The sequence below is a fragment of the Roseimicrobium gellanilyticum genome, assembly GCF_003315205.1.
Lineage (GTDB): Bacteria > Verrucomicrobiota > Verrucomicrobiia > Verrucomicrobiales > Verrucomicrobiaceae > Roseimicrobium > Roseimicrobium gellanilyticum.
On record NZ_QNRR01000009.1, the window covers coordinates 181,456 to 197,378 of the forward strand.

Below are 15,923 nucleotides of genomic sequence, written 5' to 3' on the forward strand. Positions count from 1 at the left end.
ACGACTTTCCCATTTTCCCCGATGTCTGCCCGCCCCCCGAAGTCCGCTGCCCCTGTCACTGACAACCACATCCACATCTGCGGGGTACGGCAGAACAACCTCAAGGGGTTCGACCTCGATCTGCCCCTCGGGAAACTGAATGTCATCACGGGACCGAGCGGTTCGGGGAAGTCCTCCCTGGCCTTCGACACCATCTACGCGGAAGGCCAGCGGCGGTATGTGGAAACATTCTCCCCGTACACGCGGCAGTTCTTCGAGCGGATGGACAAGCCGGAGGTCGATGCCATTCACGGCATTCCCCCGGCCATCGCCATTGAGCAGGTGAACAACATCCGCTCCACGCGCTCCACGGTGGGGACCATCACGGAGATCAATGACTACCTGAAGATGCTTTTCCCCCGCCTGGCGGAAGGCTCGTGCCCGGAGTGCGGCAGGCCCGTGCGACCGGAGTCACCGGAAAGCATTCAGCAGACTTTGCTCAAGGAGCATGCGGGCAAGACGGCGCTGATACTCTTCGGCGTGGCGGTACCGGCGAAGTCGAGCGTGGAGGACTTCTTCGCCTTCCTGCAGAGTCAGGGCTATGTGCGCGTGCTGCTCTATGGCGACGTGGTTCGCACGGACGAGCCCGCATCGTTTGGCAAACGCAAGCTGCCTGCCGTGGTGCCGGTGGTGCAGGATCGTGTGACGCTGGAACCCGCGAGCCGGATGCGTCTGACCGAAGCCATCGAAGCTGCGCTGCGCTACGGCAAGGGCACGATGAGCGTGGCCATCCTCGGCAAAGGCGGGAATGGATCTCCTTCCCAACAACAGCACCTGAATTTTTCCACAGACTGGAGGTGCGCCGATTGCGATCTCAAGCTGCCCGAACCCACGCCGGGGCTTTTCAGCTTCAACAATCCCATCGGCGCCTGCCCTGCGTGCCGTGGTTTTGGAAAGACTCTGGGCATCGACTGGCGCAAGGCGATTCCGGATGAGTCGCTCAGCATCCGTGATGGCCTGGTGCGTCCCTTCGCCGGTGAAACCTACAGCGAGTGCCAGACGGATCTGGAACGCTGCGCGCGAGCACGGAAGGTGGATTTGAATCTGCCCTTTGATCAATTCAGCGAGGAAGATCGCAACTGGCTCATCGAAGGCGACAATGCAGATCCCGAAGAAGCGTACAAGACCGGCGAGTGGTATGGCATTCGCGGCTTCTTCAAGTGGCAGGAATCCCGCGCGTACAAGATGCACGTGCGTGTGTTCCTCAGCCGCTACCGCGCATACACGGAATGCAGCGAGTGCAATGGCGGCCGCCTGAAGAAGGAGGCGTATTATTATCGCGTCGCCGGCAGGACGATCGCGGACTTCTGGAAGATGCCCGTAAATGTGCTGCTGCCCACGGTGAGAAATCTCGATGTCGTGGAAGGCGACCGGGCAGCCAGGATGCTGCGCGATGAGATCGCCTCACGCCTGAGCTACATGGAGCGCGCCGGCCTTGGCTATCTGGATCTGGATCGCCAGACGCGCACGCTGAGCGGGGGTGAACTGCAACGCGTTAATCTCACCACGTGTCTCGGCGCCTCGCTGGTGAACACACTCTTCGTACTGGATGAACCGAGCATCGGTCTGCATCCACGCGACATCGGCAAGCTCATCGGCGTGATGGAAGGCCTGCGCGATAAGGGCAACACCTTGCTCGTCGTGGAGCACGAAGAGGCCGTGATGCGTGCGGCGGACAACCTCGTGGAAATCGGACCCGGCCGCGGTGAGAAGGGTGGAGAACTCGTCTTCCACGGTCCACTCTCCTCACTCAAGAAAACCCATGGCACGCTCACGGGCGACTATCTGTTCGGCAGGAAGAGCATTCCCGTTCCGAAGAAGCGTCGTACACCGGCGCGTGGGCAGGCCATCAAGATCGTCAACGCCCAGCAGCACAATCTCAAAAGGCTCAGCGTGGAGATCCCACTCGGCGTCCTGTGCTGTGTGACTGGTGTGAGCGGCAGCGGCAAGAGCACGCTGGTCCATGACGTGCTGTATCGCAACCTGATGCGCCAGCGTGGCGAAAGCATCGAAGAAGAACCGGGCCGCGTGAAGTCCGTCGACGGAGGCGACAAGGTCGGCACGGTGGTGATGGTGGACCAGAGCCCGCTCGCACGCACGCCTCGCAGCACACCAGCCGTGTACGTGGGCGCGTTTGACGCGATTCGCCAGCTCTTCGCGGAAACCGAGGATGCGAAATCGGAGGGCATCACGCCGGGCTTTTTCAGCTTCAACAGCGGTGATGGCCGATGCGAACGATGCTGGGGGAATGGGTATGAGAAGATCGAGATGCAGTTCCTCAGCGATCTGTATGTGACCTGTCCGGAGTGCGAGGGCAAACGCTACCAGCCGCACGCCCTGCGCATCCTGCTGCAGGGAAAGAACATCAACGAGGTGCTGGGCATGACCATCGATGAGGCCGCGGAATTCTTCGCCGGCATCGGGTCGAAGAAGGCAGCGAACGTGCTGGTCTCCCTGCGACTCCTGCAGGAAGCCGGGCTTGGATATCTGAGGCTCGGCCAGCCGCTCAACACGCTGAGTGGTGGCGAGGCCCAGCGCCTGAAGCTCATCGGCCATCTGCTGGAACCGTCATCGACGGACAAGAAGACACTCTTCCTCCTGGATGAACCGACCACAGGGTTGCATTTCGATGACATCGCGCTGCTCATCAAGCTTCTGCAACGACTCACCGACGAAGGTCACAGCATCCTGGTGATCGAGCACAACACCGAGGTCATCAAATGCGCGGACTGGATCATCGATCTCGGACCTGAAGCAGGCTCGGCTGGTGGGGATCTGGTGATTGCCGGTACTCCAGAGCAGGTGGCAGCATCTGAGAAGTCGTGGACCGGCAAGTACTTGCGTGACGCCTTGAATGGCGATGCCAGATCCACCTATGAAATCGCGGATGCCAACAGCGGTGGTGTGGTGCGTGATGATGAAGCCGCCTACGGCAAGGGACTCGCCCTCTCGAAGAACGGGATCTCCATTCGTGGCGCACGTGAGCACAACCTCAAAAACTTCAATCTCGACATCCCACGCGATCAGCTCGTGGTGGTAACAGGACTGAGCGGCAGCGGCAAATCGTCACTCGCCTTCGATCTGATCTTTGCGGAAGGTCAGCGCCGTTTCCTGGACAGCATGTCTGTCTTTGCGCGCACCTTTGTGGAGCAGATGGAGAAGCCGGATGTGGACCTCATCGCCGGTGTCCCCCCGACCGTTGCCATCGAGCAACGCGTCTCCCGCGGCAGCGGCAAGAGCACCGTGGCCACGGTCACGGAGGTGTATCATTTCCTGAGACTCCTCTTCGCCAAGTGCGGCACGCAGTATTGTCCGAACTGCAGCATCCCCGTGGAGAAGCAAAGCATCAGTTCGGTGGTAAAGGCCGTGGAGGATCTCGCGAAGAAATCCCCGCTGCACATCATGGCCCCGCTGATCAAGGCGCGAAAGGGCTTCCACACCGAGGTGGCTGAGTTCGCTCGCAAGCAAGGCATCCAGACGCTGCTCGTGGACGGCGACTTCCGCGATACGGCGAACTTCAAGCGCCTGGAACGCTTCAAGGAGCACACCATCGACGCAGTGTTGGGCAAGTTTGAAAGGGGTGCTCGCGCTCTTGCGTTGCGGCCCTTGATTGAAAAGGCGCTGAAGCTCGGCAAGGGCATGATCAAGGTGCGCCTGCAGGACAAGTCCATCCGCGTGCTCAACACCGAGATGAGCTGCCCGCACTGCGGCATGAGCTTCGAAGAACTCGACCCGCGCCTCTTCTCCTTCAACAGCCCTCATGGCTGGTGCAAGTCCTGCCGCGGCTTCGGCGTCGTGACCGAAGGCGCTTCATCGAATGAAGAGCGGCGTGACGATGTCTCCCAGCTCGAAGTGGAGATGGAAGAAGAACGCCGCTTCGACAGCGCGGAGCACGGCGTCGCGCAATGTCCCTCCTGCCATGGTTCTCGCATGAATCCCGTCGCGCGCGCGGTGCAAGTGCAGGGCATCCATCTCGAACAGATCGCCGAGCTGTCCGCGGAACGTGCGTCCGATGTGGTGACGAAGCTGAAGTTCACCGGACTGCAGGCAGAGATTTCGCGCGACATCATGAAGGAGATCACCCAGCGCCTGCTCTTCATGCAGGAGGTTGGCCTGGGATATCTCCAACTTAACCGCAGCGCTGACACTTTGAGCGGTGGTGAGGCGCAGCGCATCCGTCTTGCCTCCCAGCTTGGCTCGAATCTGCGCGGCGTGCTCTATGTCTTGGATGAGCCCACCATCGGTCTGCATCCGCGCGACAACGAGCGCCTGCTCAACACCCTCTCCGCACTGCGTGACAAGGGCAACTCGCTGCTCGTAGTGGAACACGACGAGGACACGATGCGCCGCGCGGATACCATCATCGACCTCGGCCCCGGCGCCGGACGCTTTGGAGGTCAGGTCGTGGCTGTGGGAAATCTCGATGAGATCTCCAAGCACGAGGATTCAGTCACCGGCAGAGCATTGCGCGAAGTCATGCAGCATCCTCTGCACGGCAGACGCCGTCCACTGCCGAAGAAGAACGACGCCAGTGGTTGGCTCACCCTGAAAGGCGCTACGGCGAACAACCTGCGCAAAGTCGACGTGAGCATTCCCTTCGGCGGACTCACCGTCATCACCGGCGTGAGCGGCAGTGGCAAGAGCTCGCTCATGCGCGCCGTGCTGCATCCCGCCGTGAAGGAGGAGCTGGCCAATGCGAAGAAGAAAGGCCGCAAGACAAAGAACGGCGAGAAGAAGATGTGGACCTCCGTGCACGGCGTGGATCAGATCGCGGCGGTGTATGAGGTGGATCAGTCACCCATTGGAAAAACTTCACGCTCCTGTCCCGCGACCTACGTCGGTGTGCTGGATGACATCCGCAAGCTCTTCGCCCAGGTCCCGGCGGCGCGTGCGCGGGGTTATGAAGCGGGACGTTTCTCCTTCAACACCGAAGGCGGCCGCTGTGAGAACTGCGGCGGCAATGGTGAGGTGAAGGTGGAGATGAACTTCCTGCCAACCACACGCGTGCATTGCGAAGTGTGCCACGGTCTTCGTTTCAACAGCGCCACGCTCGAAATCGAGTACAATGGCAAACACATCGGCGATGTGTTGCGCATGAACATCGCGGAGGCGGCGGACTTCTTCGCGAGCATCCCGCGCATCGCCCGTCCGCTCGCGTTGCTGGCGGAGACGGGGTTGGGATATTTGCAGCTTGGCCAGCCAAGTCCCACGCTAAGTGGTGGCGAGGCTCAGCGACTCAAGTTGGTCACGGAACTCAACGCCGGCCAGGGCCGCACGGTCACGGAGAAGATGCGTGGTCTGAAAACCACCAAGCGGAATCTTTACCTGATCGAGGAACCGACCATCGGCCTGCATCACCATGATGTCGTCCGATTGATCGAGATTCTCCACCGACTGGTGAACGAAGGTCACACCGTGATCGTCATCGAGCACCATCTCGATGTCATGGCGGAAGCAGATTACCTGATCGACATCGGCCCCGAAGCCGGCGAACACGGCGGCAAGGTCGTGGCCACAGGGACACCGGAGCAGGTGGCGAAGGTGAAGGGGAGCAGGACGGGGGTGTTCTTGAAGGCGTTGCTCAAATAGGAGGTTAGGGCTTCCGCCCTGACAGCGGACGTTGGACCTTCCGGTCCGACGTTGATGGCGTGCCTTGCCCACATGATCACCCGATCAATGCAGTGGCAAGAACGGTCCCAGGGAGCGTGCGCGGTGGGTGGCCTGCAGCTGTCGGGTCGGAAGACCCAACGCCCACAGTCAGGGCAGAAGCCCTAACCTCCAGGAATACGGCAGCCTGCCACCTCCCATAAGACGATTACGCCGCGATTCCCTGGCAATGCAATCGCGCCAACTGAACAAGCTGGCATGATACACCATGCTATACCCTGATATACCACTCAAAACACCGTGATCGGCCCCGGCACGATCTTCACGCCACCGGTTCCGAGGGGATTGCCCATGGTCTCGTTGATTTCACTCACGGCGCCATTCTGGAAACCGATGGTCAGGCGGCCGACTTCGACCTTCACATAGATGGTGGTCTGCACGAGGTTGCCCGCGGCATCGCGACCAGTGGTGATTTGCGGAACCTTGTCGAAGATGCTGTATTCCAGCACTTCTTCACGACCAGCAGCGGAGATCTTGGAGGACTTGCGTGTGGGCCGGCCCAGGGACTGTTCCACTTCGACATTGGTCATACCCAACGCCACCTGGCGGTTCGCGATGAGTTCATCGACCTTCTTCTGGCGATCATAGAAGGCCTTCAGCTTGTCATAGAGCTGGGGGTCTGCAGACTTCAGGTCTTCTTTCCGCATCCAACCGGCCACATCGCCATGGCGGGCGCGCCCACGGACCTTATAGCTGGTATCCGTCATCGCCACGAGCTGCACCGAGGTGCCGAGCGCCATTTGGCCCAGCGGACGCTGCATATCGATCTGGTAATAAATGACCGAGTCGCCCGCCACATTCAGCCGGACAGGCTTGGGGAGAATGTCCTCAATATAGAGCGAGCCGGGTTCCGTGTTGCTTCCGAGCCGGGAACGACCCTGTTGGGCCTGGGTCTGCACGAGGGAGCCAGCCAGAAAGCTGAGCGCGGCGGCAGCAACGAACACGGAGCGGAAGCGGGGGTTCATAGCAGGGGGAGACTAGCAGGGTTGGTTGATGTGGGGAAGTGCTGAATATGTTCAGACGGGAAAGCCATCTCTTTTGTTCGATGACGTTTTTGCGGCTTCCCAGAAGACGGCGCGTGTGATACACCGGCTCAGATGATCCTGCGTGCTGCCTGCCTTTTTCTTTTCGCCTGCGCCTCCCTGACTCTCACCGGTTGCCAGAACATGGGCCAGATGGCCAATCCACTGGATGGAGCCAACCGCATGATCCAGGCGATGGGCAGATCCGTGGGCCGACTCTCCGCAGATGCAAAGGCCGAGCCGCTCCGCCTCGACGCAGGCGAGATTGAGCGCGCCCGTGAAGCCGAGTTGCAACGCGGGGCATTGCCCGAGAATGCACCCGTGCCTCCAGCTGAGGCGAGCACGGACCACGTTGCCTTCGTTCGCTGAGAGCGGGCGAGTAGCGGCTAGTTCCCCGGCATGAGGATCACGCCGAGCCTGGGCGCACGTTTGGCATCGAGATCAGGCCAGCCGCCGACATCTTTCTGCGAGGTGAGGGGAGGAGCAAACCGCAGCATGGTCACATCCGTGATCAATCTCGCATCCACCGCATCCAGCGGACTGCGGACACCCGCCTCGGCCAGCACTCGCTGTGCCGCCGTCTCTACCGACTCGATGCGGACGGGAGTCGGCGCTTCGAAGAGTCGATCCTCCACGACTTCCGCAGGCGGGCGCCCCCCTGACCACGTCACCGGACGCGCGGTCATCAGCGCAGCAACCCAATAGCCACTCCCAGCGTCGGGAGTTGTGTCGAGATGCCGGTCTGACCTCGACGGTCTGGGGCGGGGATTGCCCTTGTGATCCAGCATGAGCGGTTTCGGCTTGGATGGGGCGGTGGACCTGGCCCCGGGACGCGCAATCACCTTGTTTCCCTTCACTCCGGTGCGCACATCGGCTCCATGGCCATGCTTTTCGATCGGCTCAATATCGACCGCCTTTGAAGAGGAGGTGATGTAGAGATTGTTCAGGAACTGAAAACGGAAGGTCTTTCCCTTGCTCGCCCCGTTCTTCTCCTCCACGCCGGTGGAGTATCGGGAGCCGCTCCGCTCGTAGTCGAAGATGATATTATTCACCGCCTCCATGCGCACGGTGTACTTGCTCTTCGGTGTCATGTCGTTGCACTCGAACTGGGGACCGCGCATGACGAAGCGCGCCAGCAGGCAGTGATGCAGGCTGAGGGTGCTGGCACTGCAATTCAGCACGAAGGCATGGTTGTCGCCATAGGGATGGATCATCGGGTTCGCCAGCGGCTCACCGAGTATGCACCATTGGATGGTCACATCTTGGCACCGGGTGATGCCAAACAACTCATCACAGCTCCACGAGACCGAGCAGTGGTCGAAGAGCACCCGTCGGCAGTCGGTGAGGCCGATGCAATCCAGACCGTCCGAATTCACCGGTCGATCCCGCTTCGAGGCTTTGACCTTTCGGAGGGTGGTCTCATCGCCAAGACGGATCCGGACATGGCGGACGATGATGTCGTTGGTGCGTTTGAATTCGAGGCTACCGCCCCGGATGCAAACACCAGCGCCGGGGGCGTCCGAACCATCGATCGTGAGGTAGGGTTCTTTGATCTCAATCCGGTCCCTCAAGGTGATGGTACCGCTCACGGCAAACTTCACGATGCGCGGCCCTTTCTGGCGCAGAGCCCAGCGCAGGCTGCCAGCCGCGGGTTTCTTCGGGTTATCGTCGAGGCGGGTGACCGTCAGGACCTGTCCGCCGGTGCCACCCTTGGACGAGGCACCGAAGCCCTCCGGCTTGAAGCCCGCTGCGTGGAGGAGGGGAGAGCGCCCTGCGAGAAGGACCAGAAGCAGGAGGAGAACGGGGAGCAGGCGCATGGAGAGAGTACGAGGTGGAGTCGCTGGCGGCTGAGCTTGTCTATTCGACCAAGGTGGGTCACTTTCTTTCAATCGTCGTTCGCTTCCCATGCCGCACCCCAAACTCCTTCGCTTGGCCGAGACTGAAGTGGAGCGTGCCCGGGGCAAACTTCCTGAGGAAGTGAGGGAAGCATCCGATGAGTGTCTGGTGACCTACGAAGACATCGTGGACGCTGTCGAAGAGGACGAAGGCCTGGCGGACGATCTTTTGGGACTCTTCGAAGGGTTCAGCCGCATGGACCCTCTCCCTTCTGGCCCAGCCGACATGCCGAGAATCCGCCTCTTTCTGGACAACCTCTGGGACTACGCGGGCGGTGACGAGCACCAATACCGGAAGGAAGTGCGCATCACCTGGTTGCACGAGCTGGGACACTACCTGGGGTGGGGAGAGGAAGAGATTGAAGCGCTGGGGCTCGGCTGAGGTCTGCCCCAGCAAGTTCGCTAGCTGAGGTCCGTGGGGTCGCCCATCTCCATATTCAGGGCGACAGCGGACTGGACGAGGCGCTTCACCTTGGCATCAGAAATGGTGTCGCCTTCGTTGAGTTGGAGGGTGGCCATCTCGTACTTCCCACCGGGTTTGAGGCGAGGCTCGATTTCCCGAAGCAGCTGCCCGCGCCAAAAGCCAAAGAGGACCCTCTTTTCCTCTGCGCGGATGAGGAGCACGGGGCCATTCCTATGGTAGACCAGGTGGCCCCATTTGATGGATTCCGTGGTAGCAGTGGTAGCAGCTTTGCGTGTCACCTTCCGCAGACGCTCCACCAAGGGGCGTTGCCACTCGGTGAGGCTGGAGACGTAGTCATCCGGGGTGCTAGGGACGTTCGAGGCGCGTTTCATGGCCACACCAATAGAGAGTAGGGGTAGCTGAAGGAAGGCAGGATAGGACGCGATCCGGCCTCGCGGCAAGCACCCAAAACGGGTACCAAATGAGGTTCTGCGCCCGTTTTAGGCGGAAAATGGCACCTGTTGTGCCTCAAAATGGCCTCCTACCACTATATATAGGGGTCCAAAAGTGTTCCACGTGGAACATTTGGCAGGCTTTTGCCCCCTGTGCTATCTTTCTGGCCGCCTCTTCCATGTCCTCCTCTCTCTATACTTACCCGAAGACCTACGACGTCCTTGTCTGTGGGGCCGGCCATGCAGGGGTGGAGGCGGCCATGGCGGCCGCGCGCATTGGTGCCCAAGCGGCCATCCTCACCCAGAACCTGGACACCATCACCCAAATGTCCTGCAACCCTGCCATCGGGGGTCTCGCCAAGGGACACATGGTCCGGGAGATCGACGCCCTCGGCGGGGTGATGGGTCTGAACACGGACGCCACAGGGATCCAATTCCGCATGCTCAATGTGGCCAAGGGACCCAGCGTGCAGGCCCCCCGTGCCCAGTGCGACAAAAAGGCCTACCAGTTCCGAATGAAGTGGCTGGTGGAAAACCAACCCAACCTCGACCTCCATCAGGGGAATGCCGCTGAGATCCTCGTCGAAGGAGGCCAGGTGGTGGGCGTCCGTACCAGCCTCGGTATTATATATCGAGCGAGGTCGGTGGTCATCAGCTCCGGGACTTTCATGCGCGGACTCCTCCATGTGGGCCTACAGAACCAAGCCGGGGGGCGTATGGGGGATTCCATCTCCACCTTGAGTGACAGCCTCAAGCACCTCGGTTTCGACGTGCGACGATTCAAGACTGGCACCCCCTGTCGTCTCAACGGCCGGAGCATTGATCTGAGCAAGTGCGAGCAGCAACCGGGCGACGAGCCGCCACCACGTTTCAGCTACCTCAGTGGAGTGCTGCCGGACGACACCCAGCTTTTTACCCTGAACCGATGGCAGCGTGAAATGTTCCACGTGGAACAGACCCCCTGCTGGATCACCTACACGAACAAGACCACCCACGACATCATCCGGGCGAACCTCGACAAGTCACCGATGTACTGTGGGGTCATCGAAGGCGTGGGCCCGCGCTACTGCCCCTCCATTGAGGATAAGATAGTTCGTTTTGCGGAAAAGGATCGCCACCAGATCTTCTTGGAACCGGAAGGCCGCCACACCCAGGAGTATTATGTGAACGGCGTCTCCACGAGCCTGCCGTTCGAAGTTCAGCTCGCCTTTATCCGCAGCATCGCGGGGTTGGAGAATGCCGAGATCGTCCGCCCCGGCTACGCGGTGGAGTACGATTACTGTCCGCCGACCCAGCTCCACCCAACCCTCGAAACGAAGAGGGTGGGAGGTCTGTATTTCGCCGGCCAGATCAATGGCACTTCCGGCTACGAAGAAGCCGCTGGCCAGGGGCTGCTCGCGGGTGCCAATGCCGCGCTCAAGGTGGCGGGCAAGCCAGCGTTCGTCCTTAAGCGCTCCGAAGCTTACCTCGGCGTGATGGTCGACGACCTCGTGACCAAGGGCACCACCGAGCCCTACCGCATGTTCACCAGCCGGGCCGAGTACCGCCTGCTGCTGCGGCAGGACAATTGCGACCTGCGGCTCACACCGAAGGGGATTGAGTTTGGCATGGTCGATGCCTTCCGTGCCCAGCATACCTCCGACAAGGCCACGCGCCTAGCCGAGCTCCGCGCCTTGCTCGCCGGCACGACGTATCAGAGCACGCGCCTCGAGCAATGGGTTCGTCGACCGGAAAATACCTGGTCCGCTCTGCCGGTGGAGATTCGCTCCAAGTTCTCAGAAGAACTGTGGTGTCTGGCCGAGAACGACATCAAGTACGCTGGCTACATCGCCCGCCAGAACGAGCAGGTGGAGAAGGCGGCTCGCATGGAAGACAAGCCCATTCCAGACTGGGTGGACTATACGGCGATTAAAAGTCTGAAGCGCGAAGCCCAGCTCAAGCTGGCCCAGCTCAGGCCAGCAACTTTCGGTCAAGCAGCACGCGTCCAAGGCGTGACCCCATCCGACCTCGCGGTCGTGCAGGTGTGGGTGAAGCGGGCTGGAGCCGGGCGGGAAGAGCTTGCTCCGGCAGCAGAATAACATCAACCTTGGTCGGCCAGCAGGAGCGAAGCCCGCAATTGGCTGACAGAAGCGTCGCACCCCTTCCAGAGGTCCTCATCAAGCGAGAACACCTCGAGACGTTCTGCATCCCGGCACCGAGCACGGCTCCTGCAGTGCACAGCTCCCAAAGACTGTCGTCTCAGTTATCTTGTGCCGCCTGGAAGGACTCGTAAGCCTCGACCAATCCTTCGCGCAGTGGTGTCTTTGCCTGCCATCCCAGCGCTTTCATTTTGCTGGTCTCCATCAGTTTCCGAGGAGTGCCATCGGGTTTGGAGGAATCGAACTTCAGCTCTCCCTCGAATCCGACGACATCCTTCACCAGTTCGGCCAGCGCACGGATGGTGATGTCCTCGCCGCAGCCGATGTTGACCCAGTCGGGCGGATTCTCCACGCCTAGGAGGTGTACGCAACCCTCGGCCAAATCATCGGCATGCAGGAACTCACGGCGGGGAGAGCCGGTGCCCCAGACGCTGACAGCCTCGGCACCACCAGTCTTGGCCTCATGAAAGCGGCGAATGAGTCCCGGGATCACGTGCGAGTTCTCGGGATGGTAGTTGTCGCCCGGCCCGTAGAGGTTGGTCGGCATCGCCGAGTGGAAGAGGACGCCGTACTGTTTGCGATAGTACTGGCAAAGCTTAAGTCCCGCGATCTTCGCGATGGCGTAGGCCTCATTCGTCAGCTCCAGCTCACTGCTGAGCAAAGCCTCTTCGCGCATCGGCTGTGGTGCCTCGCGAGGATAGATGCAGGAGCTGCCCAGAAAGAGCAAGCGCTGCACGCCGTGCCGATAGGCAGCATGGATGCAGTTCGCTGCAATCATCAGATTCTCGTACAGAAACTCGGCAGGATAGGTGAAGTTCGCATGAATCCCACCCACCTTCGCAGCCGCAACTACCACAACCTGAGGTTTTTGTGACTCAAACCATGCCTCAACGGCCGCTTGATTACACAAATCAAGCTCCGCACGACCGGCGGTGAGAATCTTGTGCTGCCCCCGCGCCTCCAGGGCGCGCACCAAAGCGCTGCCCACCATGCCCCGATGGCCGGCGACAAACACAGAGGCTGCGGGATCCAAACTCATAGATCTCCAGAGTGCAGTGTCTCACCCTCATGGTCAATGATCGACGCGTTCTCAAAAGCGCAGTTCGAGTCCCAAAGCCGGCTCAGGCACATGAGCTACCAGATCTTCCTGTCCTGGATGCCGATCCAAAACAACGCTCCTCCTACGAGCAACGCTACAATCCCTCTCTGCAGCCAGACGCTCCTGCCCGCCTCATACGAACTGATGACGATGGGCAAGGCGCGGACTTGCTCAGTCTTCATACGTCGTCGGACGATGTAAGGCAGTGGTTCTCTGGCCACCATCCACCTCGACCCCAGTGCGCCGTATCGCATGTAGATCTTGGTCTGGGCGCGCACCAGTTCAATGGGCCGGCTGTCGCGACTGGGATCCTTTCCTCCTTCGTCCACTTCCTTGATCACCTCCCGCCTCTCCGCCTCACTCAGGCGCAAAAAAACCATCTCTGGCGCGGAACTCTGCGGGTCAGCCCTGGCAGGAACATACGCCGAGACCACCACCTCCTCCTCCGACTCCCACTTCGCCCCGAACTGCATCATGCGGCTGAAATCAAACGAGCGCGGAAGCTCCTTAATGGTGATCTCCCGCGGAACGATACCCGCCACCTCACCCATCGCAGCAATGTCTGCGACCGCGAGAGTACGCATTCCCCTCACATAATCCCAGATGCAGTAGCCCCCGAAACCAACGATCACCGCGCCCACTACCGTCATCAACTTGGGAAAGAGATTCCTGCCGGGAACCAGTTTCCACTGATACGCGAGTACCACGGGAGCGAGCCCCACGATACCGCATAAAAACCACGTCGTATACAGGCTGTACTCTTTCCAAGTACTCAACAGAATCTCCACGAGCCACGCATACGGACCCATCTCCAGCCACGCGGACCCGATCCAGAAAGCCACCCACACGGAAGCCAACACCAATCTGATCGCTGCAGCCGACATACTTGTGAATCCACCGGTGAGGCGCAGACGAACAGCGCAGCCTCGAGTCAGCGTACCGTGAGGCGTTAGCCAATGCCAAGACAAAACTTCTTCATCCTCATTCAAGCCAGACAGGTTGGGAATACGCGCCGTTCCCCGCAATGTCCCACACCTCAAGCCTTACCCAACGGCGGCCTTTGAGATCCAGCTCCATCGACTCCATCGCCTTTCCAAAGTCCCGCGTGGCAGCCTTGTCCAGTCGGTGCCGGAATACCGCCTTCCCGTCGCCACTCACCAGTTCCACAAAGGAAAGCGGAAAGGTCCAGGAGAGAGCGAAGGCCACCTTGGGTTTCGCATTCTCCTGCATCGCAAAGGTTTCACCACTTCGTTTGCCACCCACGGTGAAGTCATGGATCAGCACCTCACCCGTGGTGGTGAAGAAGGCGCCTCGTCGCAAGACATCCATGACAGGCTGCCAACCATCCTGGTACCGGGGAAGTTTTTCCAGGCGCAGGTAGTTGATGTTCATGTGTCCGTAGAGCTCATGGGTGGGATTGATCTTGAAGACATCCACCTCACCCGGCAGGTACTTGCGCTGACCCCAGTTCGCCATGTCGTCCATCAGGTGGAGGCATCGCTCACCCAGGCGCTCCCGGGAGAGATCTGCGGGCATCGCCTTCCATGCGGCGCCGAGCCAGTGCTCGGAAAGATAAAAATCTTCGTGTCTGAAAACGTCCGGTGTCCAGCTCGAGGCCTTGATGCGGGGATGGGCGGTCCACCCAAGACCACCTTCGCGTTTGAGCAGCTCGAACATGTCCTCACGACCTGCAACGCGGTACACCTTGCCAAAGGGCTCCACGTGATCTTCGAAAGGCTGGTCCGGGGCACGCCTTTGCGTCCAGATTACCGGCTTGGGAAACATGAGCATCCAGTGGCCGGGATGTTTGCCTTCCCCCTTGATGCCGAGAAAGCCACTCACTTCCTCACCTGGAATTACAAGAAGCTCATGATCCGAGATCCGTTTGCACTCATCAAACATGGCCTGCATTTCAGGAAAGCGCAGGGGCCCCGGGTCCTGCTGATGTCCATCACCATGGAATTCCCCGAGGTGCACCGCTTGGACCCCCATCTCCTTGAACATCAGAACAAAGTCCGGCAGCGGGATCTTCTCACGCCCCTCTGCCTTCAATTTCATCACTTCGACCGTATGCGCGAAATGATAGTGGCTTGTGAAAGTGACATGCCCCGGCAATGCCTCGAAGCGATCCCCGCGTGTGTATTTCAACGCGCCCTCCAACGCATCACCCCACTTTCCCGGAGACGCGAGGAGGAAGAACGAGAGCCGCTGCTTGGTGCCTGGAGGTGCGTTGAACCACGGCACAAACGCCCCGCCACCATCCGGTGACTGGCGCACTCCAAACCCAAACGGTACCGACTTTTCATAGTGGCCGCGCCCGCACCAGATGTATTTCAGATTCGGAGTAGCGTCCCTGGGAAAGAAGAACTGATGGGGCGGAGGGAAACATGCCACCGCGCCATGAGCATTGTGCGCGCCGATCATGCGATGCCGCGCCGCCAGAGACCTGTCCGGCCAGCCTGCCTCGGTGCCATCAGGGTTTGTCTTCCAATCTTCTTCCCAGGAGATCTGGCTTGTCCTCCCGTGCCTCGAGAAAGCTTCGCTGGCATTCACCTCGTGCCATGCGAAGCGCTGGAGGCCATGCTCTTCACCCACCAATCCCGCGTCATAGATGATCGCCCGCCGATCCTCATCCGTGGAAACAATCGCCTCTATGCGCATCAGACCACTCCCCGCATAAAAGGTGAATACCAAGTCGCCGGTGAACTTGCCAATAGTCACTCCAGGATAGCGCACCGTGGCGCGGTCGGGCTTTTCTTCGAGCACGGCAGATGATGGCTTCCGTGTGCTCACATGCCTGTCATACGGACGCGTATGTACCTTGTCGAAAAACACATTCCACACCTCCATCTCGGGCGGGCGGCCCAGAGGCGCCTGACGTGTACCGACACTCAGGAAAAACGTCGGTTCCATCTTCTGGATCACGGGATCCCCGGCGGTGTCCCGCTCGTTAGAGAAACTGATGGAATCCAGTACTGGGGGGGTCCCGTCCTCCCTCAGCTTCACATGCAGAAACTTCCCATCCGCAGTAGGGCAAGCCACGTGGAGGAGGTTCTCTTCCTTCACGATGCGGATCGGTTCCGGAGAGGCGGCACTGACACATCCCACGCAGGATGCCAGGCTCAGCCAGAGACAAAGACGCTGGTAGCAGGTCATCACTGGTGATGGGGTGGTGGCCCCATGCAATCAGGTTTGTACCGGATGGACA

The 15,923-nt window shown here is 60.2% G+C and carries 10 protein-coding genes; 4 read left to right on the plus strand and 6 right to left on the minus strand.

Annotation, left to right across the window (positions count from 1 at the left end; all coding sequences use genetic code 11):
- Positions 1-21: 21 nt before the first annotated feature.
- Entirely contained in the window at positions 22-5,628 is a 5,607-nt protein-coding gene (gene uvrA, locus DES53_RS22760; protein ID WP_113960624.1) for an excinuclease ABC subunit UvrA, read from the plus strand.
- Positions 5,629-5,936: 308 nt separating this feature from the next.
- On the opposite strand, the gene DES53_RS22765 is transcribed toward uvrA, so the two are convergent.
- On the minus strand, positions 5,937-6,671 hold the full coding sequence (locus DES53_RS22765) for a hypothetical protein (protein ID WP_113960625.1): 735 nt from the start codon (positions 6,669-6,671) through the stop codon (positions 5,937-5,939).
- Between the two features lie 132 nt (positions 6,672-6,803).
- On the opposite strand from DES53_RS22765, the gene DES53_RS22770 reads away from it, so the two are divergent.
- The gene (locus DES53_RS22770; RefSeq protein ID WP_113960626.1) at positions 6,804-7,097 is read left to right on the plus strand and encodes a hypothetical protein; all 294 of its coding nucleotides are present in this window, start codon (positions 6,804-6,806) and stop codon (positions 7,095-7,097) included.
- A gap of 17 nt (positions 7,098-7,114) precedes the next feature.
- Here the strand turns inward: DES53_RS22770 and DES53_RS22775 are convergent, their stop codons facing one another.
- A complete protein-coding gene (locus DES53_RS22775; protein ID WP_113960627.1) occupies positions 7,115-8,545 on the minus strand; it encodes a hypothetical protein in 1,431 nt (476 codons plus the stop codon).
- 88 nt (positions 8,546-8,633) lie between these two features.
- On the opposite strand from DES53_RS22775, the gene DES53_RS22780 reads away from it, so the two are divergent.
- Positions 8,634-9,005: a metallopeptidase family protein gene (locus tag DES53_RS22780; RefSeq protein WP_113960628.1), complete on the plus strand. Its 372-nt coding sequence runs from the start codon at positions 8,634-8,636 to the stop codon at positions 9,003-9,005.
- A 20-nt stretch (positions 9,006-9,025) separates the two neighbouring features.
- Here the strand turns inward: DES53_RS22780 and DES53_RS22785 are convergent, their stop codons facing one another.
- A complete protein-coding gene (locus tag DES53_RS22785; RefSeq protein WP_113960629.1) occupies positions 9,026-9,418 on the minus strand; it encodes a DUF1801 domain-containing protein in 393 nt (130 codons plus the stop codon).
- 239 nt (positions 9,419-9,657) lie between these two features.
- On the opposite strand from DES53_RS22785, the gene mnmG reads away from it, so the two are divergent.
- Positions 9,658-11,556, plus strand: coding sequence for a tRNA uridine-5-carboxymethylaminomethyl(34) synthesis enzyme MnmG (mnmG, locus tag DES53_RS22790; protein ID WP_113960630.1), 1,899 nt, complete (start codon positions 9,658-9,660; stop codon positions 11,554-11,556).
- Between the two features lie 160 nt (positions 11,557-11,716).
- Here the strand turns inward: mnmG and DES53_RS22795 are convergent, their stop codons facing one another.
- The 3 genes from DES53_RS22795 to DES53_RS22805 all read right to left on the minus strand — a co-directional run bounded on the left by DES53_RS22795 (position 11,717) and on the right by DES53_RS22805 (position 15,871).
- Positions 11,717-12,655 (minus strand): GDP-L-fucose synthase family protein, encoded by a 939-nt coding sequence (locus DES53_RS22795; RefSeq protein WP_113960631.1) that lies wholly within the window; start codon positions 12,653-12,655, stop codon positions 11,717-11,719.
- Positions 12,656-12,750: 95 nt separating this feature from the next.
- Positions 12,751-13,599, minus strand: a complete 849-nt coding sequence (locus DES53_RS22800; protein ID WP_113960632.1) for a hypothetical protein — start codon at positions 13,597-13,599, stop codon at positions 12,751-12,753.
- Positions 13,600-13,696: 97 nt separating this feature from the next.
- Positions 13,697-15,871 (minus strand): CehA/McbA family metallohydrolase domain-containing protein, encoded by a 2,175-nt coding sequence (locus DES53_RS22805; protein WP_113960633.1) that lies wholly within the window; start codon positions 15,869-15,871, stop codon positions 13,697-13,699.
- Positions 15,872-15,923 lie beyond the last annotated feature (52 nt).

What these genes read in the sequence shown, in the direction of transcription:
- DES53_RS22795 (WP_113960631.1), bottom strand. Translation starts at nt 12,655, where the DNA reads ATGAGTTTGGATCCCGCAGCCTCTGTGTTTGTCGCCGGCCATCGGGGC.
- DES53_RS22770 (WP_113960626.1), top strand. Translation starts at nt 6,804, where the DNA reads ATGATCCTGCGTGCTGCCTGCCTTTTTCTTTTCGCCTGCGCCTCCCTG.
- DES53_RS22805 (WP_113960633.1), bottom strand. Translation starts at nt 15,871, where the DNA reads ATGACCTGCTACCAGCGTCTTTGTCTCTGGCTGAGCCTGGCATCCTGC.
- DES53_RS22800 (WP_113960632.1), bottom strand. Translation starts at nt 13,599, where the DNA reads ATGTCGGCTGCAGCGATCAGATTGGTGTTGGCTTCCGTGTGGGTGGCT.
- DES53_RS22765 (WP_113960625.1), bottom strand. Translation starts at nt 6,671, where the DNA reads ATGAACCCCCGCTTCCGCTCCGTGTTCGTTGCTGCCGCCGCGCTCAGC.
- DES53_RS22780 (WP_113960628.1), top strand. Translation starts at nt 8,634, where the DNA reads ATGCCGCACCCCAAACTCCTTCGCTTGGCCGAGACTGAAGTGGAGCGT.
- uvrA (WP_113960624.1), top strand. Translation starts at nt 22, where the DNA reads ATGTCTGCCCGCCCCCCGAAGTCCGCTGCCCCTGTCACTGACAACCAC.
- mnmG (WP_113960630.1), top strand. Translation starts at nt 9,658, where the DNA reads ATGTCCTCCTCTCTCTATACTTACCCGAAGACCTACGACGTCCTTGTC.
- DES53_RS22775 (WP_113960627.1), bottom strand. Translation starts at nt 8,545, where the DNA reads ATGCGCCTGCTCCCCGTTCTCCTCCTGCTTCTGGTCCTTCTCGCAGGG.
- DES53_RS22785 (WP_113960629.1), bottom strand. Translation starts at nt 9,418, where the DNA reads ATGAAACGCGCCTCGAACGTCCCTAGCACCCCGGATGACTACGTCTCC.